The organism is Klebsiella sp. JN_Kp126 (assembly GCF_033843325.1).
Taxonomy (GTDB): domain Bacteria; phylum Pseudomonadota; class Gammaproteobacteria; order Enterobacterales; family Enterobacteriaceae; genus Klebsiella; species Klebsiella michiganensis.
Window position 1 is genome coordinate 1 of the sequence record NZ_JAWXQV010000105.1, and the last position, 22,700, is coordinate 22,700.

The 22,700-nt window shown below is 51.1% G+C and carries 17 protein-coding genes and 3 pseudogenes; 8 read left to right on the forward strand and 12 right to left on the reverse strand.

The window, feature by feature from the left end:
- Window positions 1–220 precede the first annotated feature (220 nt).
- Together SIK97_RS29485 and sopA are read right to left on the reverse strand one after the other, a co-directional pair.
- Window positions 221–1,186 carry a ParB/RepB/Spo0J family plasmid partition protein gene (locus tag SIK97_RS29485; RefSeq protein ID WP_049594029.1) on the reverse strand — a complete coding sequence of 322 codons (966 nt, stop codon included), beginning with the start codon at window positions 1,184–1,186 and terminating at the stop codon, window positions 221–223.
- Window positions 1,186–2,352: a plasmid-partitioning protein SopA gene (gene sopA, locus SIK97_RS29490; protein WP_000523815.1), complete on the reverse strand. Its 1,167-nt coding sequence runs from the start codon at window positions 2,350–2,352 to the stop codon at window positions 1,186–1,188. The genes SIK97_RS29485 and sopA overlap by 1 nt, the downstream gene beginning before the upstream one ends.
- A 740-nt stretch (window positions 2,353–3,092) precedes the next feature.
- On the opposite strand from sopA, the gene SIK97_RS29495 reads away from it, so the two are divergent.
- Window positions 3,093–4,103: a RepB family plasmid replication initiator protein gene (locus SIK97_RS29495; RefSeq protein WP_049594028.1), complete on the forward strand. Its 1,011-nt coding sequence runs from the start codon at window positions 3,093–3,095 to the stop codon at window positions 4,101–4,103.
- A gap of 801 nt (window positions 4,104–4,904) precedes the next feature.
- On the opposite strand, the gene SIK97_RS29500 is transcribed toward SIK97_RS29495, so the two are convergent.
- The gene (locus SIK97_RS29500; protein ID WP_049594027.1) at window positions 4,905–5,645 is read right to left on the reverse strand and encodes a tyrosine-type recombinase/integrase; all 741 of its coding nucleotides are present in this window, start codon (window positions 5,643–5,645) and stop codon (window positions 4,905–4,907) included.
- 274 nt (window positions 5,646–5,919) lie between these two features.
- On the opposite strand from SIK97_RS29500, the pseudogene SIK97_RS29510 reads away from it, so the two are divergent.
- Window positions 5,920–6,434, forward strand: a pseudogene (locus SIK97_RS29510) (IS1 family transposase); the annotation flags it as partial.
- Between the two features lie 207 nt (window positions 6,435–6,641).
- Here SIK97_RS29510 and SIK97_RS29515 read toward each other — a convergent pair.
- Genes SIK97_RS29515 through urtA form a run of 6 tightly spaced genes read right to left on the reverse strand, consistent with a single transcriptional unit; the run spans window position 6,642 to window position 12,519 of the window.
- Entirely contained in the window at window positions 6,642–7,649 is a 1,008-nt protein-coding gene (locus SIK97_RS29515) for a formamidase (RefSeq protein ID WP_004181997.1), read from the reverse strand.
- 35 nt (window positions 7,650–7,684) lie between these two features.
- On the reverse strand, window positions 7,685–8,374 hold the full coding sequence (gene urtE / locus SIK97_RS29520) for an urea ABC transporter ATP-binding subunit UrtE (protein ID WP_049594026.1): 690 nt from the start codon (window positions 8,372–8,374) through the stop codon (window positions 7,685–7,687).
- Window positions 8,375–8,384: 10 nt separating this feature from the next.
- Window positions 8,385–9,134: an urea ABC transporter ATP-binding protein UrtD gene (gene urtD / locus SIK97_RS29525; protein ID WP_049594025.1), complete on the reverse strand. Its 750-nt coding sequence runs from the start codon at window positions 9,132–9,134 to the stop codon at window positions 8,385–8,387.
- On the reverse strand, window positions 9,131–10,237 hold the full coding sequence (urtC, locus tag SIK97_RS29530; protein WP_004197508.1) for an urea ABC transporter permease subunit UrtC: 1,107 nt from the start codon (window positions 10,235–10,237) through the stop codon (window positions 9,131–9,133). The genes urtD and urtC overlap by 4 nt, the downstream gene beginning before the upstream one ends.
- 18 nt (window positions 10,238–10,255) lie before the next feature.
- Window positions 10,256–11,182 carry an urea ABC transporter permease subunit UrtB gene (gene urtB / locus SIK97_RS29535; RefSeq protein ID WP_004181993.1) on the reverse strand — a complete coding sequence of 309 codons (927 nt, stop codon included), beginning with the start codon at window positions 11,180–11,182 and terminating at the stop codon, window positions 10,256–10,258.
- A 56-nt stretch (window positions 11,183–11,238) separates the two neighbouring features.
- The gene (urtA, locus tag SIK97_RS29540; RefSeq protein ID WP_224239845.1) at window positions 11,239–12,519 is read right to left on the reverse strand and encodes an urea ABC transporter substrate-binding protein; all 1,281 of its coding nucleotides are present in this window, start codon (window positions 12,517–12,519) and stop codon (window positions 11,239–11,241) included.
- A 214-nt stretch (window positions 12,520–12,733) separates the two neighbouring features.
- On the opposite strand from urtA, the gene SIK97_RS29545 reads away from it, so the two are divergent.
- From SIK97_RS29545 to SIK97_RS29555, 3 genes and pseudogenes are all read left to right on the forward strand, one after another.
- The gene (locus SIK97_RS29545) at window positions 12,734–16,114 is read left to right on the forward strand and encodes an ATP-binding protein (protein ID WP_049594023.1); all 3,381 of its coding nucleotides are present in this window, start codon (window positions 12,734–12,736) and stop codon (window positions 16,112–16,114) included.
- Entirely contained in the window at window positions 16,077–16,997 is a 921-nt protein-coding gene (locus tag SIK97_RS29550) for a response regulator (protein WP_004181990.1), read from the forward strand. The genes SIK97_RS29545 and SIK97_RS29550 overlap by 38 nt, the downstream gene beginning before the upstream one ends.
- A gap of 45 nt (window positions 16,998–17,042) precedes the next feature.
- Window positions 17,043–17,513, forward strand: a pseudogene (locus SIK97_RS29555) (transposase); the annotation flags it as partial.
- A 35-nt stretch (window positions 17,514–17,548) separates the two neighbouring features.
- On the opposite strand, the gene tnpC reads toward SIK97_RS29555, so the two are convergent.
- The 3 genes and pseudogenes from tnpC to SIK97_RS29570 all read right to left on the reverse strand — a co-directional run.
- Window positions 17,549–19,087, reverse strand: coding sequence for an IS66 family transposase (gene tnpC, locus SIK97_RS29560; RefSeq protein ID WP_163473372.1), 1,539 nt, complete (start codon window positions 19,085–19,087; stop codon window positions 17,549–17,551).
- Between the two features lie 49 nt (window positions 19,088–19,136).
- Window positions 19,137–19,484, reverse strand: a complete 348-nt coding sequence (gene tnpB / locus SIK97_RS29565; RefSeq protein WP_064355312.1) for an IS66 family insertion sequence element accessory protein TnpB — start codon at window positions 19,482–19,484, stop codon at window positions 19,137–19,139.
- A 76-nt stretch (window positions 19,485–19,560) separates the two neighbouring features.
- Window positions 19,561–19,875: pseudogene (locus tag SIK97_RS29570) on the reverse strand (transposase); the annotation flags it as partial.
- Between the two features lie 276 nt (window positions 19,876–20,151).
- On the opposite strand from SIK97_RS29570, the gene arsR reads away from it, so the two are divergent.
- The 3 genes from arsR to arsA are packed head-to-tail and all read left to right on the forward strand — an operon-like array spanning window position 20,152 to window position 22,684.
- Window positions 20,152–20,505: an As(III)-sensing metalloregulatory transcriptional repressor ArsR gene (gene arsR, locus SIK97_RS29575; RefSeq protein WP_001114073.1), complete on the forward strand. Its 354-nt coding sequence runs from the start codon at window positions 20,152–20,154 to the stop codon at window positions 20,503–20,505.
- 47 nt (window positions 20,506–20,552) lie between these two features.
- Window positions 20,553–20,915 carry an arsenite efflux transporter metallochaperone ArsD gene (gene arsD / locus SIK97_RS29580; RefSeq protein ID WP_000783215.1) on the forward strand — a complete coding sequence of 121 codons (363 nt, stop codon included), beginning with the start codon at window positions 20,553–20,555 and terminating at the stop codon, window positions 20,913–20,915.
- A gap of 17 nt (window positions 20,916–20,932) precedes the next feature.
- Window positions 20,933–22,684: an arsenite efflux transporter ATPase subunit ArsA gene (gene arsA, locus SIK97_RS29585; RefSeq protein WP_049594019.1), complete on the forward strand. Its 1,752-nt coding sequence runs from the start codon at window positions 20,933–20,935 to the stop codon at window positions 22,682–22,684.
- The last annotated feature ends 16 nt before the right edge of the window (window positions 22,685–22,700 follow it).

Consider the following 22,700-nt stretch of genomic DNA (forward strand, 5'->3'; position numbering starts at 1 on the left):
CAGAATTCCTGCACAGTTGGTGCAGGTGGGACCATGGTCCCGGGCACAATGCCGGTACAGATGATGCAGGTGGGACCGTGGTCCCGGGAAGATTCTCGTAGCTGACGAACGTTATGATGGAAAGCAGGTTAAAGCCAGTGATGTTTTACTGGCCTGAGGAATAAATCAGAGAGACAGGGGATAATACAAGCAATAGAGGTCAGTATTAAACATCTACATATCAGGAGATCGGTTTTTCGAGGTCCCTTAGAATGGCTTCAATCTTCTCAATGCACTCAGCTGGAAGTCGGGACCTGTCAAGGTTCAGAACCATTTTATCGCCTTTGTACAATGCTGTTGCCCCCGGCGCAAACTGATGACGTGAGCTCAGATTCACTCTTGATGCAGGAGACGTTTTCAGTACCGATGTTAAAAGACTTATGACTTCTTCTGCTTCAAAGATGACACCCGCTTTCTTCTGTTCATGGAGAGTCACGGCCTGCTGCTTCAGTAATTCTTCTTTATCTGCAAAAGCTTTCTGAAGGGCTTCACCTGACCGGGCAGACAATTCACCTGGATGAGAGAAAAGGGCGACAACGGATTTCGGCAGTCTGGCTGTGTTGATACAGCGAGTAATAATCTTACGTGAGATGTTTTCCGCATCGGCAAGTGCAGAAATATTTCCGGCAAATTCATTCTGCAGTCGGTTTGCATAACGCTGACCACGCTCATAAGCACTCGTCGGGCGATAATCGTTGCCCAGTCTGGACAATGCTGACATCTGCTCATCGTCAAGTTCACCGACCAGAATACGATAATCACTTTCTGTCAGGATAGCGGCCTTGCGGCGACGGCTGCCATCTGCAATTTCAATGATATCGGAAACCCGACGACCAAAAGCCGGAGTCTGCTGACCGGTCAGTAAAAATGAAGGAATGAGATCATCCAGGGCATCTTCGGTCAGTAGTTCCTGATCACGCTCGTTACCTGACCATACCCGGGAAGCATTTTCAACAACATCACCCCGGAGCACCTCTAGGGTAAACTTCACTTCCCGACCACACACCGGTAACGTAATTGCATTGCCGCGAGCCATAGCCCCGACACGTGCAATTAACGAATCCACCATTGGTGCAGCTGGCGCTGTCGTGTCTTCAACTGCCTGAGTATTTGCTGTATGTCTTGGAATGACGGGTGCACGCTTCATTATCTAATCTCCCAGCGTGGTTTAATCAGACGATCAAATATTTCATTACAAACAGGTTCCCAGATTGAAAGTGCGTTTCGCCATGCACCGGTCGAAGAACGTTGATCAATCGCCTGTTCGAAAACGGTTCTCATGCGGATCTGGCCTTTACCTACTTCATCGGTTTCACGTACCACATTTTTTAAAACCATGCTTCCCCACGCATCGCGAATTTGCTCTTCCATCCACGGTGACTGTGAACCATTATTATTACTGTACTTGGTAAGCAGAATACGGACATCCGGCTCAAAGCCTTTAAGATCCACATTCCTGAGCAAATCACGAAGCATATCGAAAAACTGCAGTGCAGAAGTGTAATCGAACAGCTCTGCCGGAGTGGGAACAATCAGCACATCAGCAGCGCATACGACATTAATCGTGCCAATACCGAGGTTCGGTGCGCTGTCGATCACAATCACGTCATAGTCATGAGCGACCGTTTCAATGGCAAGGCGGAGCATCAGATGCGGGTCTGTGGGCAGTTTTCCTTCATCAAATTTGCCCATCAGCTCAGTTTCAATGCGATGCAGTGCCAGGCAGGACGGAATGATATCAAGGCCAGGCCAGCAGGTGGGTTTTATCGCATAACTGGCATCATCCTTTTCACCAAGATAAAAAGGCAGGAGAGTATCTTCAGCATGTATATGAAGATCGGGCACCCATCCGTGATACATCGAGGCTGTGCCCTGAGGATCATTACCCTCTACAAGCAGGACGCGTAAACCTTTCAGGGCCAGGTCCTGAGCCAGGTGAACAGAAACGGAGGTTTTGTAAACCCCCCCTTTATGAGCGGCAACCCCGATCACCGGTGGGAAAGCATCTTCTGCACGTCGCAGTCGGGTACCAAACACATCCCGCATATGATTGATTTGTTCGATGGTATAACCAACACGCTGTTCAACTCTGCCACGGGTTTCCATATCCGGGTGGGGTAACCGGCCGGCTTTCTCTGCATCCCTGATTGCCTGAGAAGAAACTCCAACCAGATCCGCCGCTTCACCTATTCTCCAGCGGCGTGTGATCTTCCTGGCTTCCGGACTGTCGTCATTAAACTGCGCAATGGCAATAGCCTTCGTCATCTCATGTCCAGCAGTAATGCACTGGTTAAGTGTGTCCATCAGTCCCATTCTGAGCATCCTTTAATCATCGCTTTGCATTATTTTATTAAATCTTGGAATTTTTTGCAAAGCAACAATAAAATCGCAAAGCCATCTGAAAATTGCAAAGCTGATGGTAATGAAGGCAGTAAACCGGGGAAAAGGGAGTGAATCACATACCGCAGTCAATATTTCTCACTGCCGCTCGCCGCAGTAAGCGATCTCACGTAGTGAGAACGCGGCGAGGAAGCGGAAAAGTACAGAGGCTGCACAAAGCACGAACGCTACGATGCCGGCGACTTCTCCGGATCAGTCTCTCTTCATGAAATTGACTGTAATATGTAAAAAATTGACTATGGTATGAAGTTAAAAAGCTGAAGGCTGGTTCACAGCAAAAGAAGATTCTACATATCGCAGTCAAGATTTAATGTTGAATCAGGGAGCGCTACTCATGCGGCATTCTAGTTATTCATGCAGGGCCCTGAATGTAGTGTGGAAGATAGGGCATGGATCAGCGTTATTCATTGCTTCGATCCAATAATTGATCCCAAAGAGATCATATTGAGATCCTAAAGAGATCCCCGGATCGCTGCAGCAGGCGCTGTGACTGGCCTGAACGTCATACTGGATCGACTGTGGAATGTAAAATGTTGACTGCTGTATGCAAAATCTAATACTGTGATATGCAACGGTATTTACTGAGGTATGTATATCCGTTGACTGCGATACGTATGACGACATTCTTTTGTGGATAACCGTTGAGGATCAAGATGACGAGCGAAAATAACAGCTTACCTCTCAATCTTCAGGAAGTGGACAAGACAACCGGCGAAGTTGTTAAGCTGGATGTCAACAGTACCAGTACTGTGCAGCCGGTAGCGCTCATGAGGCTCGGTCTCTTCGTTCCAACCCTGAAATCAACCTCCAGGAGTAAGGCAAACCGGAAAAACGTCACAGATGCCACTGAGGAGCTTGTACAGCTGTCCATTGCTAAAAGCGAAGGGTACACCGACGTTAAGATCACCGGTTCGCGTCTTGATATGGACACGGATTTTAAAGTCTGGCTCGGGATCATTCGCTCCATGTCAGAGTATGGGGTAAAAAGTGATACCCTGGAACTGTCGTTCGTTGAATTCGTTAAGATGTGTGGATTTGACTCCCGGCGCTCAAACAAGAAAATGCGCGATCGCATCAGTAATTCCCTGTTTAAACTCGCCTCGGTTACCCTGAAATTCCAGAGCGAGACCAAAGGATGGACCACCCATCTGGTGCAGTCAGCCTATTATGACATCAACGAGGATATCGTGGAGATCAAGGCTGAACCCAAGCTCTTTGAGCTTTACCACATGGACAGGCGGGTACTGCTTCGGCTGAAAGCGATTGACGCCCTGCAGCGGAAGGAATCGGCCCAGGCTCTGTATACCTACATCGAGAGCCTTCCCCAGAATCCCGCGCCTATCTCCATGAAACGTATGCGGGACAGGCTGAATCTCACCTCAAACATCTATACGCAGAACCACACGGTCCGAAAGGCGATGGAGCAGCTGCAGGATATCGGCTATCTGGATTACACCGAGTTTAAACGTGGCCGGGCGACTTACTTCAGTGTGCATTATCGCAATCCCAAACTCATCAGCGGGACGGTGAAGGTACCGCGCAGGGAGGAAGAGGAGCTGGCGCCGGAGCAGAATTATGACGAAGTCATTAAGGCTCTGAAGGCTGCAGGCATCGATCCTCAGAAACTTGCTGAAGCGCTCTCGGCAATGAAGCCGGTAAATTGACTGCGATATGCATTACCATGACTGCCGTATGCATAAGTGATCAGTTATTGACTGTGATATGCATCACGCATACCACAGTCAATATTCGCTCTCTTTCCTGCTTGTGAAGAACGGACAATATTGACTGCGGTATGTTATTTTTGGCCAGAATATGCTGATATTGACTGCAGTATGTAAGTTTGACGTGAGCGTTACCCGGCCAGCTGAATGCTCTCCACATGACTGCATCCCACAGTCAATATTTCAGTACATCCCCGGTCCGCACTGAATGAAACCGCTCAGCAGAGCATTGATTCCCGCATTGCCGCTAAAACCAGTCCTCCGAAGTTCACTAATCCTGTCGTACCCGCTGCCCGCCTGCAATCGTAAAGAGAAAGCCCATGGCTGTCAGAACCGCCCCGGACGCAGTCCCCAACGATATGTTCGTACTGAATAACGACCAGGCTTGCCGGTTTGGAAAGGCCCCTCAGGTACATTCACTGTAACCTGCTCGCGCAGGACTCCTGCTGATATCCGGATCTCAGTGAGTTTTATTGTCTGCGGTATGAAAATGCCAGCTGTCATCTGAGGACGGGCCTCCTTAATACGGATGATGTTATGGTGCAATGAGAAGGGGGAGGGGGAACGTGATGCGGTATGAGACCAGAACCGGACGGAAATGATGCCCGGCTCATACCGGATAAGTACCACGCAGCACGGTGAGGGACTTTGAAAGGATTGCCTCTGCCTCACCTGTGGCGCGGAGTTTATCTTTTTCCCTTTCACGTAGCGGCGAAAACCCCCGCCGCCAGCCCGACATTCTCATCCGGGCGGTGGCAGGGAACGAAGGATCTCTGCGGCATCGCGACCGTCAGCGGTAAAGGGAACAGCCAGAGTGGCGGCCATGTCCAGCGCGAATACCCGGGTATAGACTTCCATTGAGCGCGGATCCTTATGCCCGGCCAGTGCCTGGATGACCTTCCTGGGCTGCCGGTGATACAGCATGTGCATGATATAGCTGTGCCGGAAAGTATGTGGGGTCACGGGGATCGAAAAATGCACGTTGTCAGCTTCAGCCCGTTTCACTGCCTGCTTCAGCCAGTTGCGCATTGTCTCATCCGTGACAGGCCATAACGGCTCACGCCGGCGGGGGCGGGTGGTGACCATCCAGCTTTCCATCTGACGCACAAAACTGGCATCCGTCAGCGGTACCAGACGCACTTCATCTTTTGGCGGCCGGCCACGACGTGCCCGCACTTTTTCCGACAGCACCCGAACAAAAGGGCGCAGACCATCCAGGTCGAACGATTCCGGGGTGAGCGTCCGGGCTTCACCGATACGGATCCCGGTATTCCACATGGTGGCGAACAACATGTGGTGACGCTGGTCAGGCATATACCAGAGGAGGGCGCTCACTTCCGGCGCCAGGAGGTAAGCCGGCGTGGCACCTGTTGAGGTGGCCATCCGCCGGAGTGCCACCGCGGTCGCAAAATCAACGCCCGGGGCGATCGGCAATAACGAAACGCGTTCTGGTGAATTCTGCAGGGGAATGATGTTGTTCATCGGCTATTTTTCACGTAGCGCATGCACTGGTTATGGATACAGTTATTCTGACCTGAATAGCCCGATCCTGCCATCACAATAAATCGCAGCGCGCGGATCCTTTTGTTGTCTTATCCCGCATTATTGCGGGTAAAACCAAATACGTAAAGGATCCTTTTTGAGCACAGATCCACGCTGAAGCCAGTCATGACGCGGGCTGAGGGCCGTTTTACGGTTTTTGGGAGAATTGGAGTAATGCCAGGATGTACATGTTAGGCAGGAAAAAGAAGAGAAGAATGGCGTTGGATGCCGGGCAACCGCCCGCATTATGGGCGTTGGCCTCAACACGATTTTACGTCACTTAAAAAACTCAGACCGCAGTCGGTAACCTCACGCATACAACCGGGCAGTGACGTCATTGTTTGCGCGGAAATGGACGAACAGTGGGGTTATGTCGGCGCTAAATCACGCCAGCGCTGGTTGTTTTACGCGTATGACAGGATACGGAGGACGGTTGTGGCGCACGTATTCGGTGAACGCACGTTGTCCACGCTGGAGCGTCTTCTGGGCCTGCTGTCGGCCTTTGAGGTCGTGGTATGGATGACGGATGGCTGGCCGCTTTATGAATCACGCCTGAAGGGAGAACTGCACGTTATCAGCAAGCGATATACGCAGCGCATTGAGCGGCATAACCTGAATCTGAGGCAGCATCTGTCAAGGCTGGGCAGGAAGTCACTGTCGTTCTCAAAATCGGTGGAGCTGCATGACAAAGTCATCGGGCATTATCTGAACATAAAACACTATCAGTAAGTTGGAGTCATTACCTTCTTTGCCGCCGGACATTGTCCGGCGCAACACCAAACCGGTCTGGCGGGCTGAGCCAATCCCGCAGGCAAATTCAGCCCTTACCGGATGGCTCAGCCCCCTACTCATTGGAATTGGATATTCAACTTTCAGGGGCTACTGCGCCAGACTTCAGTCTTTAAAGTGATTGACTTAGCGCCTGGCACACTCAATTTATTTAGGTAGCGGGCCTAATTGCACCCCATCAGGATAATACTTCCAGCCATCGCGAATTTTGACATTTTCATCCCACGGAAGTTTGTATTCGCCATTGGCAAGATCGCGCACCCAGGTCAGGTAATTCTCGCGTTCGCCTCCCGGTTTGCCGACATAGCCCCGGCAGCCAAGGTTGAAAATATTGTTTTCCAACGCCCAGTTTTCACGCGCTTTATCCACCAGGCGCGGGAACAGCTCTGCGGTAACAATTTCCCATGGGTTGCGGTGCCCCTGCTGAATGACGTTACCGTCATAATTGCAGACCGTACCCTCGCCGAAGTAATAAAAGACATCGTCATAACCGGCCAGATTCACCGAAACGGTATACATCAGGTTTTGCCAGGCATTCGTCCGGTTGGTCCAGATCCACTGATCGTTCACCTGCGTGGAATAGCCCGAAATACGGATATAGACATTGCAGCCTTTATAAGCAGCCTCACGCGCCAGTTCCGGGAACATGCCGTCATGGCATATGCAGACGGCGAGTTTAGAACCTTTAGGCCCATCGCATACCGGCATTCCCATATTTCCCGGCATCCAGGGCTCAATCGGAACCCATGGTTGCAGCTTGCGGTAATGCAGAGCGATATCGCCCCGATCGTTAATGATAATAGCGGTGTTGTACGGTGGAAGAGACGGGTCTTCATTGCGCTCCATTAAGGAAAATACCCCCCAGATGCCGTTGCGGATACAGGCCTCTTTGAACTGACCAATCTCCGGGCTATCGAGAGTGAGTAACATCTCGTCATAGGTCCAGATTTTAGTATTCAGTCCCTGGGTTGAATATTCCGGGAAGACGATAACATCAAGTCCCGGATATCCGGCTTTGGTGGAGTCGACGGCCTTACAAATCTTATCGACCTGTATCTGGATATCCTCCGGTCCTTTAATAACGGGAACGGGGTATTGGATGGCGGCAATTAATAACGCTTCATCCCAGGAGCTTACACTTCCGGTGCTACCCATAGCAGACCTCTCGTAGTTAAGTTGGTGATATAAATTTAAACTGACAGATATGACGCAATTTGTTCTTCATCAGCACCAGAACGCGCCTGTTGATGAACAATATTGCCTTTCTCAATAACAACAATTTTATCTGACACATCGAGTACAAAGCTTAAAACCTGCTCGGAAACTAATATGGTCAACCCTTCTGCATCACGAATCTTACGTAATATTTTTGCCATTTCTTTAATAATTGACGGTTGAATTCCCTCCGTTGGTTCATCCAGCAAAAGTAATTTGGGTTTACCGGCGAGAGCTCTGGCCATAACGAGCTGCTGCTGCTGACCACCGGAAAGATTTCCCGCCATCCGTTTGCGCATTTCTTTCAGCACAGGGAAATAGTCATACAGGTATTCAGGAACCTGTAACGAACGGGATTGGCGAATCCCCGTTTTTATATTTTCTTCAACCGTCATGGTTGAAAATACCATTCGCCCCTGCGGGACAAAGCCAATGCCATGCTGAACGCGCTGGTAACTAAGCAAGCCGGTAATATTTGTACCGGAAAACTCTAACTCACCGGCACAGGACGGTATCATACCAATCAGTGATTTCATCAGCGTGGTTTTACCCATACCATTGCGCCCTACCAGAGCGACGATTTCACCCTCTGCTAACGTCAGATTCAGTCCACTGATGACCTGGCTCTGACCATATGCGACAGCATAATCAGAAATTTTCAGCATCCGTGTCTCCTTAATGACCAAGATAAACGTCAATAACCCGAGGGTCGTTTTTGACTTTATTGATGCTACCTTCCGACAATACTTTTCCCTGGTGCATGACGGTGACATGATCGGCAATGTCTTCGACGAACTGCATGTCGTGTTCAATCACCAGTACAGAACGTCCCCCGGCAATTTTGCGCAGGAGCTGCGCGGTTTTTTGGCGTTCGGCGACAGACATGCCTGCCACGGGTTCGTCCAGCATCATGAGCTTAGGATCTTGTATTAGTAGCATCCCTATTTCTAACCACTGCTTTTGCCCATGGCTGAGAAGGTCAGCCTGCGTATGTAGGTAATCGGCAAGGAAAATTTCGCCAGCAACCTGTTCGACCGCAGCGATTATTTCTGGCGTGCGACGAAAGAACATGGCGCCCAACGCGGTTCTGGCTTTGGGATAAGATAACTCGAGATTTTCAAATACCGTTAAGTTCTCATAGATTGATGGATTCTGGAATTTACGCCCAACCCCTTCATGAACAATTTTATTTTCCCGAAGTTTACTCAGTTCCTTATTGCGAAATTTGATGCTGCCGCTGGTTAGCTTTGTTTTCCCGCAAATGAGATCAAGCACTGTTGTCTTACCCGCGCCATTTGGGCCAATAATAACGTAAATCTGCCCCTCATCGATGTACATTGAAAAATCATCGACGGCTCTGAAGCCATTAAATGAAACGGTTAATCCCTCTACCGCTAAAATTATTTCTTTTATCGGATTTTTCATTTCAGCACTCCGGTGTTTACTCTGGGTTTGGTCATACTCTTTTTGCGCAGCAGCGACATCACGATCGGGTGAATATATTGCTGATAAAGCCCTGCCAGTCCTTTCGGGAAAATCAGCACGACGGCAATAAAGAGCAGGCCCATGGCAATCGTCCAGAGTTCAGGAAAAGACTCGGAAATACTGCTCTTGGCGGCATTGACGATAAGGGCGCCATATACTGCCCCCAGCAAAGAACCTCGCCCGCCCACGGCACAGAAAACGACCATTTCAATTGAAGCAACAGTGCCAATAAACCCTGGCGACATGAACCCTACTTGCAGAGTGAACATCGCGCCACCGATCGCCGAAAACAGAGCGCTAATGCAGAAAACCACCGTTTTGATATTCGCGACATCATAACCAGAGAAACGAACGCGGTCTTCCTTATCGCGAATGGCAACCATCAGTCGGCCGAGCTTGCTATTCACAATAAAATAGCCCGCGCTCACAACCAGCATCAGTAAAACAGCATTAATAAAGTAGAGGATATAGCGTGCAGAATCAGTACGGATATCCCAACCTAAAAGCGTGCGTAAATCCGTGATGCCGTTAATTCCCCCGGTGTAACCCTGTTGTCCGATAATAAGAATCGTCAGGATCGCGGAGATAGCCTGGGTGATAATAGCGAAGTACACCCCGCCAACGCGGCGTTTAAACATTGCGCTGCCGAGAATCCATGCGCAAATAGTGGGCACGATTAAAATAGCCAGAATTGTCAGACTAAAAGAATGGAATGGCTGCCAGAACGAGGGCAAAGCGGTTAGCTGATTCCAGTCCATAAAATCCGGGATGCCCGGGGTGGTTTGCATTTTTGTTTCCGCTGGCGAGGAAGCTTCCAGCTTGAGAAACATGGCCATACAATAACCGCCGAGGCCAAAAAAGATGCCCTGCCCCAGGCTCAGAATACCGCTGTAGCCCCAACAAAGTACCAGCCCGACGGCAACAAATGCATAAGTCAGGTATTTACCGATCAGGTTTAAACGGAAAAGATCCAGGGTTAGCGGCATGACGATAAAAATAAGGCCTATCACCAGGGCAATACCCAGTAGCGGATAATTTTGCATGCGTTTCATCATAAACTCCTAGCGGCGGACCCGGTTGGCGAAAAGACCTTGCGGACGCAATAGCAGAATGCCGACCACGATCAGTAGCGTAATCACCTTCGCCATTGAACCGCTCAGGAAAAACTCCAGCGTGGATTGCGATTGTGAAATGGCAAATGCGGAGGCGAGCGTGCCGAGCAAACTTTGCGCGCCGCCAAACACCACCACCAGGAAGGTGTCAACGATATACTGCTGGCCAGCCGTTGGACCTGTTGAGCCGATCATGGTAAAGGCGCTTCCGGCGATCCCGGCGATGCCGCACCCCAGTGCGAAGGTTCGACTATCGACCTGAGCCGTATTAATACCCACCGCGCTGGCCATCTGGCGGTTAAGTACCACCGCGCGGACTTTTATTCCCCAGGCGGAGAAATAAATCAGCCAGGCCGTAAAAGCGGTAATAACTACGGTCAGCAGCAGAACAAATACCCCATTAACAGGAATATCAATATTGTCGGCAAACTGATACGACCCCATTAGCCATGAAGGTAAGTCAACGCCGACTTCGCGGGGACCAAATAGCGAACGATAGCACTGCTGTAGAATCAGGCTCAGACCCCATGTCGCCAGCAGCGTGTCGAGGGGGCGTTTATACAGATGCCGTATCAGGATTTTCTCAACGAGCGTACCCAGCAAGGCGGTACACAGGAAAGCAAGGGCAATGGCAACAAAGAAGTAGATGCCGAAGATTGAAGGCAGATAAGCGCTGAAAAACTTACCGGTCAACCATGTGACATAAGCACCCAGGATCATGAACTCGCCATGAGCCATATTAATCACGCCCATCTGGCCAAAAATAATAGCGAGTCCAAGCGACATCAGAACAAACACGGCGAACAGGCTGAGCCCCGAAAACCCCTGCATGACAAAAATGGAAGCCAAATCGGCGAAGTTATAATCGCTGAACATGGAAGTATCCTCGGTGAAGTCAAAGACCCCCCACACTATATGGGGGGAAGCGTCGGTTAGTCTTTCGGGAATGGGTTCGGTTCGATAAGTTCTGGCGTCTGATAAATCACGTCGTACTGCCCATCCGCACGAGCGCGACCGATAACCGTTTTGGACCACAGATGATGGTTATCATGGATGCGTACATACCCTTCCGGCGCATCTTTGAACTCAATATCGGGCGAGGCCTTACGAATTTTGTCCACGTCGAACGAGCCAGCTTTCTCAACCGCCGCTTTCCATAACCATGGGCCAAGATAGGCCGCCTGAGTGACATCGCCGATAACCATGTCATTACCCCAGCGCTTTTTAAATGCGGCGACAAAGCTTTTATTTGCCGGATTATCCATACTCTGGAAATACTTCATCGAGGCATAGGCGCCGACGATATTTTCGCCGCCAATACCGCGGATCTCATCTTCCGTGACGGAGATGGTCAGCAGCAGCGGTTTCTCCTGCGTCATATCGATCCCCGCCGCCTTCAATTGCTTATAGAAGGCCACATTCGAACCGCCGACAACAATGGCATAGATAACATCAGGCTTCTTGAGTTTTATTTTGTTTATAACCGAATTGAACTGCGTATTACCGAGTGGGTAATAATCTTCGCCAACGACTTTCAGCCCCAGCTTTTCAATATGGTGACGGGCGATTTTGTTTGCAGTACGCGGCCAAATATAATCAGAGCCAAGCAGGTAGAAGGTTTTTGCATGTTTATTTTTAACTACCCAATCAATGCCGGAGATTATCTGTTGAGTAGCTTCCTGTCCGGTATAAATAACGTTTGGCGATTGCTCCAGCCCTTCGTAAAAGGTTGGGTAATAGAGCATGCCGTTATATTGCTCAAGTACCGGCAGCATGGCTTTGCGGGAAGCCGAAGTCCAGCCGCCGAAGATAGCGGCGACCTTATCACTGACCAGTAACTTACGCGCTTTTTCTGCAAAGGTCGGCCAGTCGCTGGCCCCGTCTTCCTGTACATATTCAATTTTTCTCCCCAGTACCCCTCCGGCAGCGTTAATCTGCTCAATAGCCAGCTTTTCAGCCTGGATCGAGCCGGTTTCACTGATGGCCATCGTGCCTGTGGATGAATGCAGTATCCCGACCTTGACGCTATTGTCGGTGACCGCCAGGCCCGTGGTATTAACCACTGACGTCGCCGGGGCGGCGATGGCCGTATTAGCTGCCATCATCAGGCCGGCAATCGCCAAAAGTTTCGCTTTGAGGCACGCCTGGTGAAACCGGCCTGGGCTCGGGATTTTCATATTGCTATGTGGCTGGGGTAAATCACGAATGTTCATGGTAGCCCTCATAATCGTTATGGTTCATCTCAACTGGGGCTATCATGCGAGAGAGTCCATCAATCCAACAATGCGCGAGGTAACGCAGCGGCTACGTCATTTAACGTATTGGTTAATTCTCATAATCAAGACATGCTCACGTGCGCGATAACAAGAAAATACTAAGACGCGCCTGTGGTTAAGTTCAGCATTTTTATCATTTCAGGAGCAGTGAATGACCGTTCAGCAAAAGGCGTTTAAATCGCGCAGACGCTACAACCAGTGGGTGACCAATCAGACTCTCGAGGATTTTGCGCTCCGCTATACGCCGGTCTCGGCACGACGCTGGAGCGCAAAGCGAGTTGTTATGACAGCGCTCAGCGCAATTACCTTTTTGGCGCTTGAAGCCATTGGCGGCGCGCTGACGTTAACCTATGGATTTAATTATGTGGTGGTGGCGGTTATCTTAGTTAGCATTATTATCTTTGCGCTATCAATGCCGATTGCCATTAATGCCGCAAAAAACGGCCTGGATATTGATTTGCTGACCCGCGGCGCCGGATTTGGCTACCTTGGTTCCACGGTGACCTCGTTAATCTATGCTTCTTTCACCTTTATATTTTTCGCCCTGGAAGCCGCTATTATGGCGATGGCGCTTAATATGCTGTTTGGCCTGCCATTGCACTTTGGTTATCTGATTGGTTCCGTTGTTGTTATTCCCCTCGTCACCTGGGGGTTCACTTTTATTTCCCGTTTTCAGCAGTTCACCCAGTTTTGCTGGCTGGCGCTACAGCTATTACCCTTTATTTTCATTTTAATACGTGAACATCATGTGCTGCAAAACTGGATCGACTTCCCTGGTTTTATTACAGCCCGCGATGGTTCTTTCGATTTCCTTCAGCTCGGCGCCGTCTGTTCCGTACTGCTCTCACTGGTAAGTCAAGTGGGAGAGCAGGTCGATCAGGTTCGTTTTTTACCAAAGCCACAACATCCGGCCCGCTGGAGATGGTATGGCGCAGTAATTGCCGCAGGTCCGGGGTGGGTTGTCATCGGCGCCATCAAGATCCTGCTCGGCTCCTTCCTCGCCGTGCTGGCGTTTAATTACGGACTCGGCGCGGAACTGGCCAGCGAACCCACCCATATGTATCTGGTGGCATTTAGCTATGTCACCCATTCATCATCAACGCTACTGGCATTAACCGGTATTTTTGTGGTGCTCTCCCAGCTCAAAATTAACGTCACCAATGCATATGCCGGCTCGATCGCATGGTCTAATTTTTTCCTGCGCCTGACCCATCGTCATCCAGGGCGCGTCGTGTGGCTGTTTTTTAATGTCGGTATTGCTCTGTTATTGATGGAACTTGGCGTTTATCGCGTATTTGAGGATATCCTGGGCATTTATGCGGTGGCGGCCACATCCTGGCTTGGCAGCGTGGTTGCCGATCTCACGTTAAATAAGTGGCTTAAATTACGACCAGCGGAAATAGAGTTTCGCCGGGCCTATCTCTACGATATCAATCCTGTCGGCATCGGTTCGATGACGCTCGCCATGCTCTGCGGTCTCTCAGCCTGGATGGGATGGTTTGGTCATCCTCTACAGGTTTTTGCCTCAATGTTATCGTTGTGTCTGACGTTTATCACCGCCCCCTTCATCGCCTGGCTGACTCGCGGACGTTACTATTTTTCCCGGACGCCGGTGCAGGTCACGGCAACGGAATGCTGTGTCTGCGGTAATTATTTTGAAAAACCAGAGATGAGCTATTGTCCTTTTTATCAGGGCAGTATTTGCTCACTATGTTGTTCTCTCGATGTCCAGTGCAACGATACTTGCAAACCTCATGCGCGCTATACGGAACAGGCTTCAAAGCTTATCGGGATATTTATTAAAGAAAAATCATTACGCAAAATTGATCCCAGAGTGTGGAGTTTTATCAGCATTTTGCTGTTATTCAGTTCCGTCATCGGCCTGCTTTTGATGCTGGTTTTCGCTCAGATGCGCGATGAATTCGGCAGCGAGCAGGACCTTCTCGCCGCGGCGTTATGGAAAGTTTTTTTTATCCTGCTTATCGTAACCGGCGTCACCACCTGGCTATTTGTCCTGACAAATAAAAGTCGCCAGATTGCGCAAGAGGAATTGCGCCTGCAAAGCGACCGTCTGATGAAAGAAATTATTGCCCATGAAGCGACGGACCGGCAATTGCAGCAGGCAAAGGAAGATGCCGACGATGCTAATCAGGCCAAAAGCCGCTATCTCACCGGCATTACTCATGAACTCAGAACGCCGCTCAATGCGATGCTGGGTTATGCGCAATTACTCGAACGTGCTGATGATATCCCCCCAGCCCGGCAGCGCGGTATCGGTATTATGCGCAGAAGCGGCGAGCATCTGGCTAATCTAATTGAGGGATTACTGGATATTTCGAAAATTGAAGCGGGAAAATTAGAAATATATCGTGAAGAAGTGCGCATTGGCGATTTGGTGCAGCAACTGGTCGCCATGTTTGAACAACAGGCCAGAGATAAAGGACTGACATTTCACTACAACGCCCCACACTGGCTGCCCGAGGCGGTGATGACGGATGAGAAACGCCTCCGGCAAATTCTTATCAATCTGCTTTCTAATGCGGTTAAATTCACGGACAGAGGCAGTGTAACCCTCGATTTCCAGTATCGTAGCGAGGTGGCGTTTTTCTCGGTTCACGATACCGGCATCGGCATCGCCCCTGAGAACCTGGAACGCATCTTTAAGCCTTTCGAACGCGTATCCGGCGATAGTCGTCGGATCGGGACGGGCCTTGGGCTGACGATTACCCGGCTTCTGACTTATATCATGGGTGGCGATCTCCAGGTGGAAAGCATCCGTGGCGAAGGCACAACGTTTAAACTCACCCTGATGCTGCCAAGCTATAGCGGGGATGCCTACCAACCCGCCGAGCCTGCGGTAATCACCGGATATCCAGGCAAGCGACACACCCTGCTGGTAGTTGACGATGATGAATCCCATCGGCAGCTGATGATGGATTTACTCACGCCCATAGGCTTCACGCTGCTAACAGCCGAAAATGGTCATGTCGCGCTACATTTAGCCCGGCAAAATCATATCGACCTTCTTCTTCTGGATGTTGCAATGCCTGAAATGTCGGGGTGGGAACTGCTACGTCAGTTACGTAATAAGGGACAATTAGCGCCGGTAATTATGATTTCTGCGGAAGCGGATGAGGGTAAATGCCGCCATTTCACTGGCGAAGGGGAAGTTCGCTACCTGGTTAAACCGCTGCGTTTCCCTTTACTACTGGAGAACATCGGTGAAATATTGCATCTCCAGTGGCGCACGGAATGTCAGCCGCCAAAGCAGCCGGAAATACATGAACCACGCTCGCAGCTTACCCGCGTCCAGATTGAGTCGTTAAAAGAGATGGCCAGATTGGGTTATGTGAGAGGGTTTCGTGAACTGCTGGACAAACATATTTCCGCTAACCAGATCAGCAAAGCCGAGGGCGAAAAATTTGCCGAGTTGCTGAGGCGCTTTCGATTCAAAGAGATAGTCGAGAGTCTTGAACGCCCGGAGGGAGAGAAAAATGGCAATAGCAAAGCCGACGGTACTTATCGTCGATGATGATATCAACACGGTAAGTATGTTGAATGACACGCTTGATGAAGCCGGTTTTACCGTTCTGGTCGCTCTGGAGGGTAATCAAGCCCTTTCGATAACCAGCCAGATAACCCCGGATATCATTCTGCTTGATGCCGTAATGCCGCATCTGGATGGGTTTTCAACCAGTAAGCGCCTGCGGCAAAATCCGGGGCTGCGGCATACCCCGATTATTTTCATGACAGGCCTGAGTGATACGCAGAATATCGTTGATGCATTTGATGCCGGGGTGGTCGATTACGTAATTAAGCCGATACGCACGGAAGAGCTGGTTGTCAGAATGCGTACCCACTTGCGGAACTCAAAATTAACGGTCAGTGCCTATAGCGCGATGGATTCCGTTGGCCAGACCTTATGTGTTTTTAGCAAAGAGGGGCAACTACGCTGGGCCACGCCCAATGCATGGCAACTGATGAAAAACTTCAGCGATACCGGGTATGAACCCAATAAAAAAATAGTAAACCGGATCATCGGTTGGCTGAACAATACGGAAGGTTTAAAAATACCCTTAGATCTTTCATCGCAAGGCATCGCTCTGAAATTCTATCTTTCACGCCGGACCGCTGAAGGAGAAAGTTTGCTACGTATTGAAGAGATCAAAGGACATGAAGAAGTCGAAGCGGTGAAACGCCTGAAAAACAACCTAGGGCTGACGCAACGAGAAGCCGAAGTCCTCCTGTGGATTGCCAGAGGAAAAACAAACCGCGAAATTGGCGATATTTTAAACCTTAGCCCCAGAACCGTGAATAAACACCTTGAAATTGTATTTCCAAAGCTGAGTGTGGACAATCGCACCGCAGCGGCAGCGTTGGCAATAAATTCGCTATATGCCAGGGAGAAAATGTAGCGACAATGAGGCGTATTCGCGCAGACCTGCCCTGACATTTTTATCAGGCAGAACTGGCACCCTCATGTCCACGTCTCCGTCACCTGTGGCGGTATCGATGAGCACGGGAAGTGGAAGAAAATCAGCTTCCGTAAGGATGCCATGCGCGCCCGCTGGATGTGGAATATCCGCCAGCTTCTGCTGAGCGTCTGGTTCGAAGGCGTGGCCCTGCCGCCGTCCCTGTCACATATCACCACCGAATCACAATGGCGCAGTCTGATACCGACGGCCGGAGGCGACTACTGGCACGTCTACATGTCAAAAAAGACGGACGGTGGCAAAAACACCGTGAAATACCTGGGGCGTTACCTGAAAAAGCCGCCGATAGCGGGCTCCCGGCTGGCGCACTACGCCGGAAGTGCCACGCTGAGCTTTCGCTACCACGACCACAACACGGGCGAGCTGGCCACAGAGACGCTGACGCAGAGGGACATCGTGGCGCGCCTGAAACAGCACATCCCGGAGAAGTTCTTCCGTAAGCGTACAGCGAGAACCGTATTGACGAGGATGTGTTATTCAGTTGGCAGTGTGATGCGCCAGGGTAGCAGCTCGCTGACCCGGTTGACCGGCCAGTCAGCTATGACGTCAAGGACATGGCGAAGGTAGCTTTCTGGATCCACGCCGTTCAGTTTGCACGTCCCGATCAGACTGTACAGCAACGCTCCCCGCTCACCACCGTGGTCTGAGCCGAAGAACAACCAGTTTTTACGACCCAGACTGACCATCCGCAGCGCATTTTCAGCGATGTTATTATCGGCTTCGGCCCAGCCGTTTTCTGCATAGTACGTCAGGGCCGGCCACTGGTTCAGGGTGTACGTGAACGCCTTTGCCAGCTCCGAGTGTCGCGACAGCGTTTTCATTTTTTCACGCAACCAGCTTTCCAGGGTACTAAGCAGCGGTTTCGTTTTCCGCTGACGTTCAGCAAGCCGTTGTTCCGCCAGCATTCCTCTTATTTCCGCCTCCACGGCATACAGTTCGCCGATACGCTTCAGGGCTTCCTCCGTCAGGGCTGACGGCGTGCGAACGTGCACATCGTGGATTTTACGGCGGGCGTGAGGCCAGCAGGCGGCTTCCGTTATCCGGCCATCGCGGTACAGCTCGTTGAACCCGGCGTACGCATCCGCCTGTAGCACACCGCTGAACCCCGCAAGATGGGTCTGCGGATGGATGCCTTTTCTGTCGGGGCTGTAGGCGAACCACACCGCCGGTGCCAGCGCTGACCCGGCGTTGCGGTCATCACGAACATACGTCCACAACCGCCCGGTCTTCGTCTTCTTATTGCCCGGCAACAGCACCTGGACCGGGGTATCATCGGCATGGAGTTTACCGTCAGTCAGGACATAGTCCTGAAGCGCCTCCTCCAGCGGGGACAGCAGCCGGCAGCATGCATCCACCCAGCCCGACAGCAGTGAACGGCTCAGTTCCACGCCCTGGCGACCGTATATTTCAGACTGACGATACAGCGGTGTGTGCTCTGCATACTTTGAGGTCAGCACGCGGGCCATCAGCCCCGGTCCGGCGATACCCCGCTCAATGGGGCGCGAAGGCGCGGGGGCCTGCACGATGGCATCACATTTTGTGCAGGCATGTTTTTCCCGTACGGTCCGGATCACCCGGAAGGCGCTGCGCATCAGCTCCAGCTGTTCAGCGGCATCCTCACCCAGGTAACTCAGCGCACCACCACACTCCGGGCAGCAGGAACCCGCTGGCCGCAGGCGTTTTTCATCGCGGGGGAGTGATTCGGGGAACGGTTTGCGGGTGCGGGTCTGACGCAGAGTGCGCTGTACTGCCGGGTCATCCACCCGACCGGTCAGCGTATCGCTCTCTTTCTGAAGCCGGTTCAGATCGGCTTCCATTTGTGCGATACGGCGGGAGACTTTTTCGGAACGGCTGCCGAAGTTCATCCGGCGAAGTTTATCCAGCTGCGCCTGCAGATGGTCTATTTCGCGCTCCCGGTCTGCCAGCTTTTCCAGCAGGGCACGGTTCAGCGCTTCCTGTTCGGCAAGGCGCTGTTTCAGCAGAAGGATGTCGTCAGAAGAGATGTCATTCATAAGCCAGCATTTTACCAGGCTTATTCTGCGACAACCAGGATAAAGAAGCCTACAGCATGGTCAGGGAGGTCAGCAACCGCTTCGGCTGTCGCCAGTCGATGCCTTCCAGCAGCATTGCCAGCTGCGCCGGGGTCAGGAACACTTTGCCATCGCGAGCTGACGGCCAGGCGAAGCGCCCGCGCTCCAGCCGTTTGGTCACCAGGCACAGCCCGTCGCCGGTGGACCACAGAAGTTTAACCTGACTGCCGCTGCGGCCCCGGAAGATGAAGACATGGCCGGACATCGGTTCGTCTTTCAGCGCCGTCTGCACTTTTGCAGCCAGCCCGTTGAAGCCGTTTCTCATATCGGTAATACCGGCAACCAGCCAGATTTTGGTGCCTGTTGGTAGCGGGATCATCGCTTCAGTTCCTGTATCAGGGCTTTGTTGAATAAATCAGATTTCGGGTAAGTCTCCCCCGTAGCGGGTTGTGTTTTCAGGCAATACGCACGCTTTCAGGCATACCTGCTTTCGTCATTTTGTTCAGCGCTCGTACCAGGGCCATAACCTCCGCAACCTGACCATCGTAGTCACGCAGCGTCAGTGAACCCCCGAACAGCTGTTTTACCCGGTACATCGCCGTTTCCGCTATCGAGCGACGGTTGTAATCTGTTGTCCATTTCCACCGCGCATTACTCCCGGTCATTCGCTGATTAGCCACTGCACGGTTACGGTCTGCATATTCACCGGGCCAGTAACCCGCACCTTTTCGGGGAGGGATAAGGGCGCTGATTTTCTTACGCCGCAGTTCATGGGGTCTGAGGGCCAATGGAACGAAAACGTACGCTAAGGAAATAACCAATTGTTATAATTGATATTATTCATTCTTCTCTATGAACGAAAGCCCGCACTAAGCAATGTTTTAGCCTCAAATGACTTTTTTACCTACCCAACTAACGTAACGATCGCACATCAGGTCGTTTTTCAATCGCATAGTGACACCTGCACTCACATGCGAGAAAACACATATGATTTTGATTTCTTGTTTTGGTGGAGAGACAATACCCATTCATAGCAGGAGTACATAATGCCAGAAATTGCATCCCTACAACTTTTCAAAATACTATCTGATGAAACCCGCCTGGGTATCGTGCTACTGCTCAGGGAGATGGGGGAGCTGTGCGTATGCGATCTCTGCACAGCGCTGGAACAATCACAACCCAAGACCTCCCGCCATCTGGCGATGCTTCGGGAAAGTGGCCTGTTGCTGGATCGCAAACAGGGGAAATGGGTTCATTATCGCTTATCCCCGCATATTCCTTCCTGGGCTGCCCTGGTGATTGAGCAGGCCTGGTTAAGCCAACAGGACGACGTACAGGCCATCGCCCGTAAGCTGGCATCGGCCAACTGCTCTGGCAGCGGTAAGGCTGTTTGTATCTAAAAATTTTGCCTGTACATATGTGTTTTTACGAATGTGAGGTGTTAAAGATGAAAATGTTAACGGTGTTTGATCCGGCGATGTGCTGCAGTACCGGCGTTTGTGGTTCAGATGTCGATCAGGTTTTGGTCAATTTTTCTGCTGATGTGCAATGGCTGAAAGGGCGTGGGGTTCAGATCGAACGTTATAACCTGGCGCAGCAGCCTATGAGCTTCGTTGAGAACGAAAAAGCGAAAGCATTCCTTGAGGCTTCTGGAGCTGAAGGGCTTCCGCTGCTGTTGCTTGATGGTGAAACGGTGATGGCCGGGCGATACCCAAAACGCGCTGAACTGGCTCGCTGGTTTGGTATACCGCTGGAAAAGGTGGGTTTAGCTTCCACCAGTTGCTGTGGTGGTAAAACTTCCTGTTGTTGAGTATGTCAGGAGGACATATGAAATTCTTAGAGAATATCCCGTCTTACCTGTTTTTCACCGGTAAGGGAGGTGTAGGCAAAACTTCGATTTCCTGCGCAACGGCTATACGTCTGGCTGAACTGGGAAAGCGTGTTCTGCTTGTCAGTACCGACCCGGCTTCCAACGTCGGTCAGGTATTCGATCAGACTATCGGTAACACTATCCAGCCCGTGACTGCTGTGTCTGGTCTTTCGGCTCTGGATATTGACCCGCAGGACGCCGCCCAGCAATACCGCGCCAGAATCGTTGACCCTATTAAAGGTCTTTTGCCTGATGACGTTGTTAACAGCATCAGTGAACAGCTTTCAGGAGCATGTACGACAGAGATCGCTGCATTCGACGAGTTTACTGGCTTACTGACTGACGCTTCTCTGCTGACCCGCTTTGATCACATCATTTTTGATACTGCCCCAACTGGCCACACTATTCGCCTTCTTCAGCTTCCCGGAGCCTGGAGCAGCTTCATCGAAAGTAACCCGGATGGTGCTTCCTGTCTTGGTCCAATGGCTGGGCTGGAAAAACAACGCGAGCAATATGCTCATGCGGTTGAGGCATTATCCGATCCTGAACGAACTCGCCTTGTGCTGGTCGCGCGCTTGCAAAAATCAACTCTGCAGGAAGTCGCTCGTACTCATGACGAATTATCAGCTATTGGCCTTAAAAATCAGTATTTAGTCATTAACGGTGTCCTGCCTGCGAGCGAAGCAGAACGTGATGCACTGGCCGCTGCAATATGGCAACGGGAGCAAGAGGCGCTGGCAAATCTTCCTGCCGGGTTATCTGATTTGCCGACAGACAACTTATACCTGCAGCCGCTGAACATGGTTGGTGTGTCCGCATTGAAAGACCTGCTCAACGAACACGCTGAGATAACATCGCTTCCTGAACAAAGCCCACAGAACAAGCCAGAGAATATGTCGTTGTCTGTCCTGGTTGATGATATCGCCCGCAGTGAACACGGTTTGATTATGCTGATGGGCAAAGGTGGTGTGGGCAAAACCACAATGGCTGCGGCTATCGCCGTCAGTCTGGCGGATAAGGGTTTTGATGTGCATCTCACCACCTCAGATCCTGCTGCACATCTCAGTACAACGCTCAATGGCAGCCTCAAAAATCTGCAGGTCAGCCGAATCAACCCTCACGATGAAACTGAACGCTATCGTCAGCATGTTCTTGAGACGAAAGGCAGGGATCTGGATGAGGCTGGGAAACGGCTGCTCGAAGAGGATTTACGTTCTCCTTGCACAGAAGAGATTGCGGTGTTCCAGGCGTTTTCACGCGTAATTCGAGAAGCTGGCAAACGGTTTGTGGTCATGGATACGGCACCTACCGGGCATACGCTATTACTGCTTGATGCTACCGGGGCTTATCACCGTGAGATTGCCAGGAAAATGGGGGATAAAGGTCATTTTACCACTCCGATGATGCAGCTTCAGGACCAGGAACGTACCAAAGTCTTGCTGGTCACTCTGCCTGAAACCACACCTGTACTGGAAGCGGCAAACCTGCAGTCCGATCTTGAACGTGCGGGGATTCATCCCTGGGGCTGGATTATCAATAACAGCCTTTCGATTGCACAGACGCAATCGCCGCTGCTTTGCCAGCGTGCCCTACAAGAGCTTCCTCAAATCGAGGTTGTGAAAAACCAGCATGCAAGCCGCATAGCGTTAGTACCGGTAATGGCTGTAGAGCCCACTGGCATCGAGAAACTCAGAGAGCTGGCCGTTTAATTTTTTTGTATATACA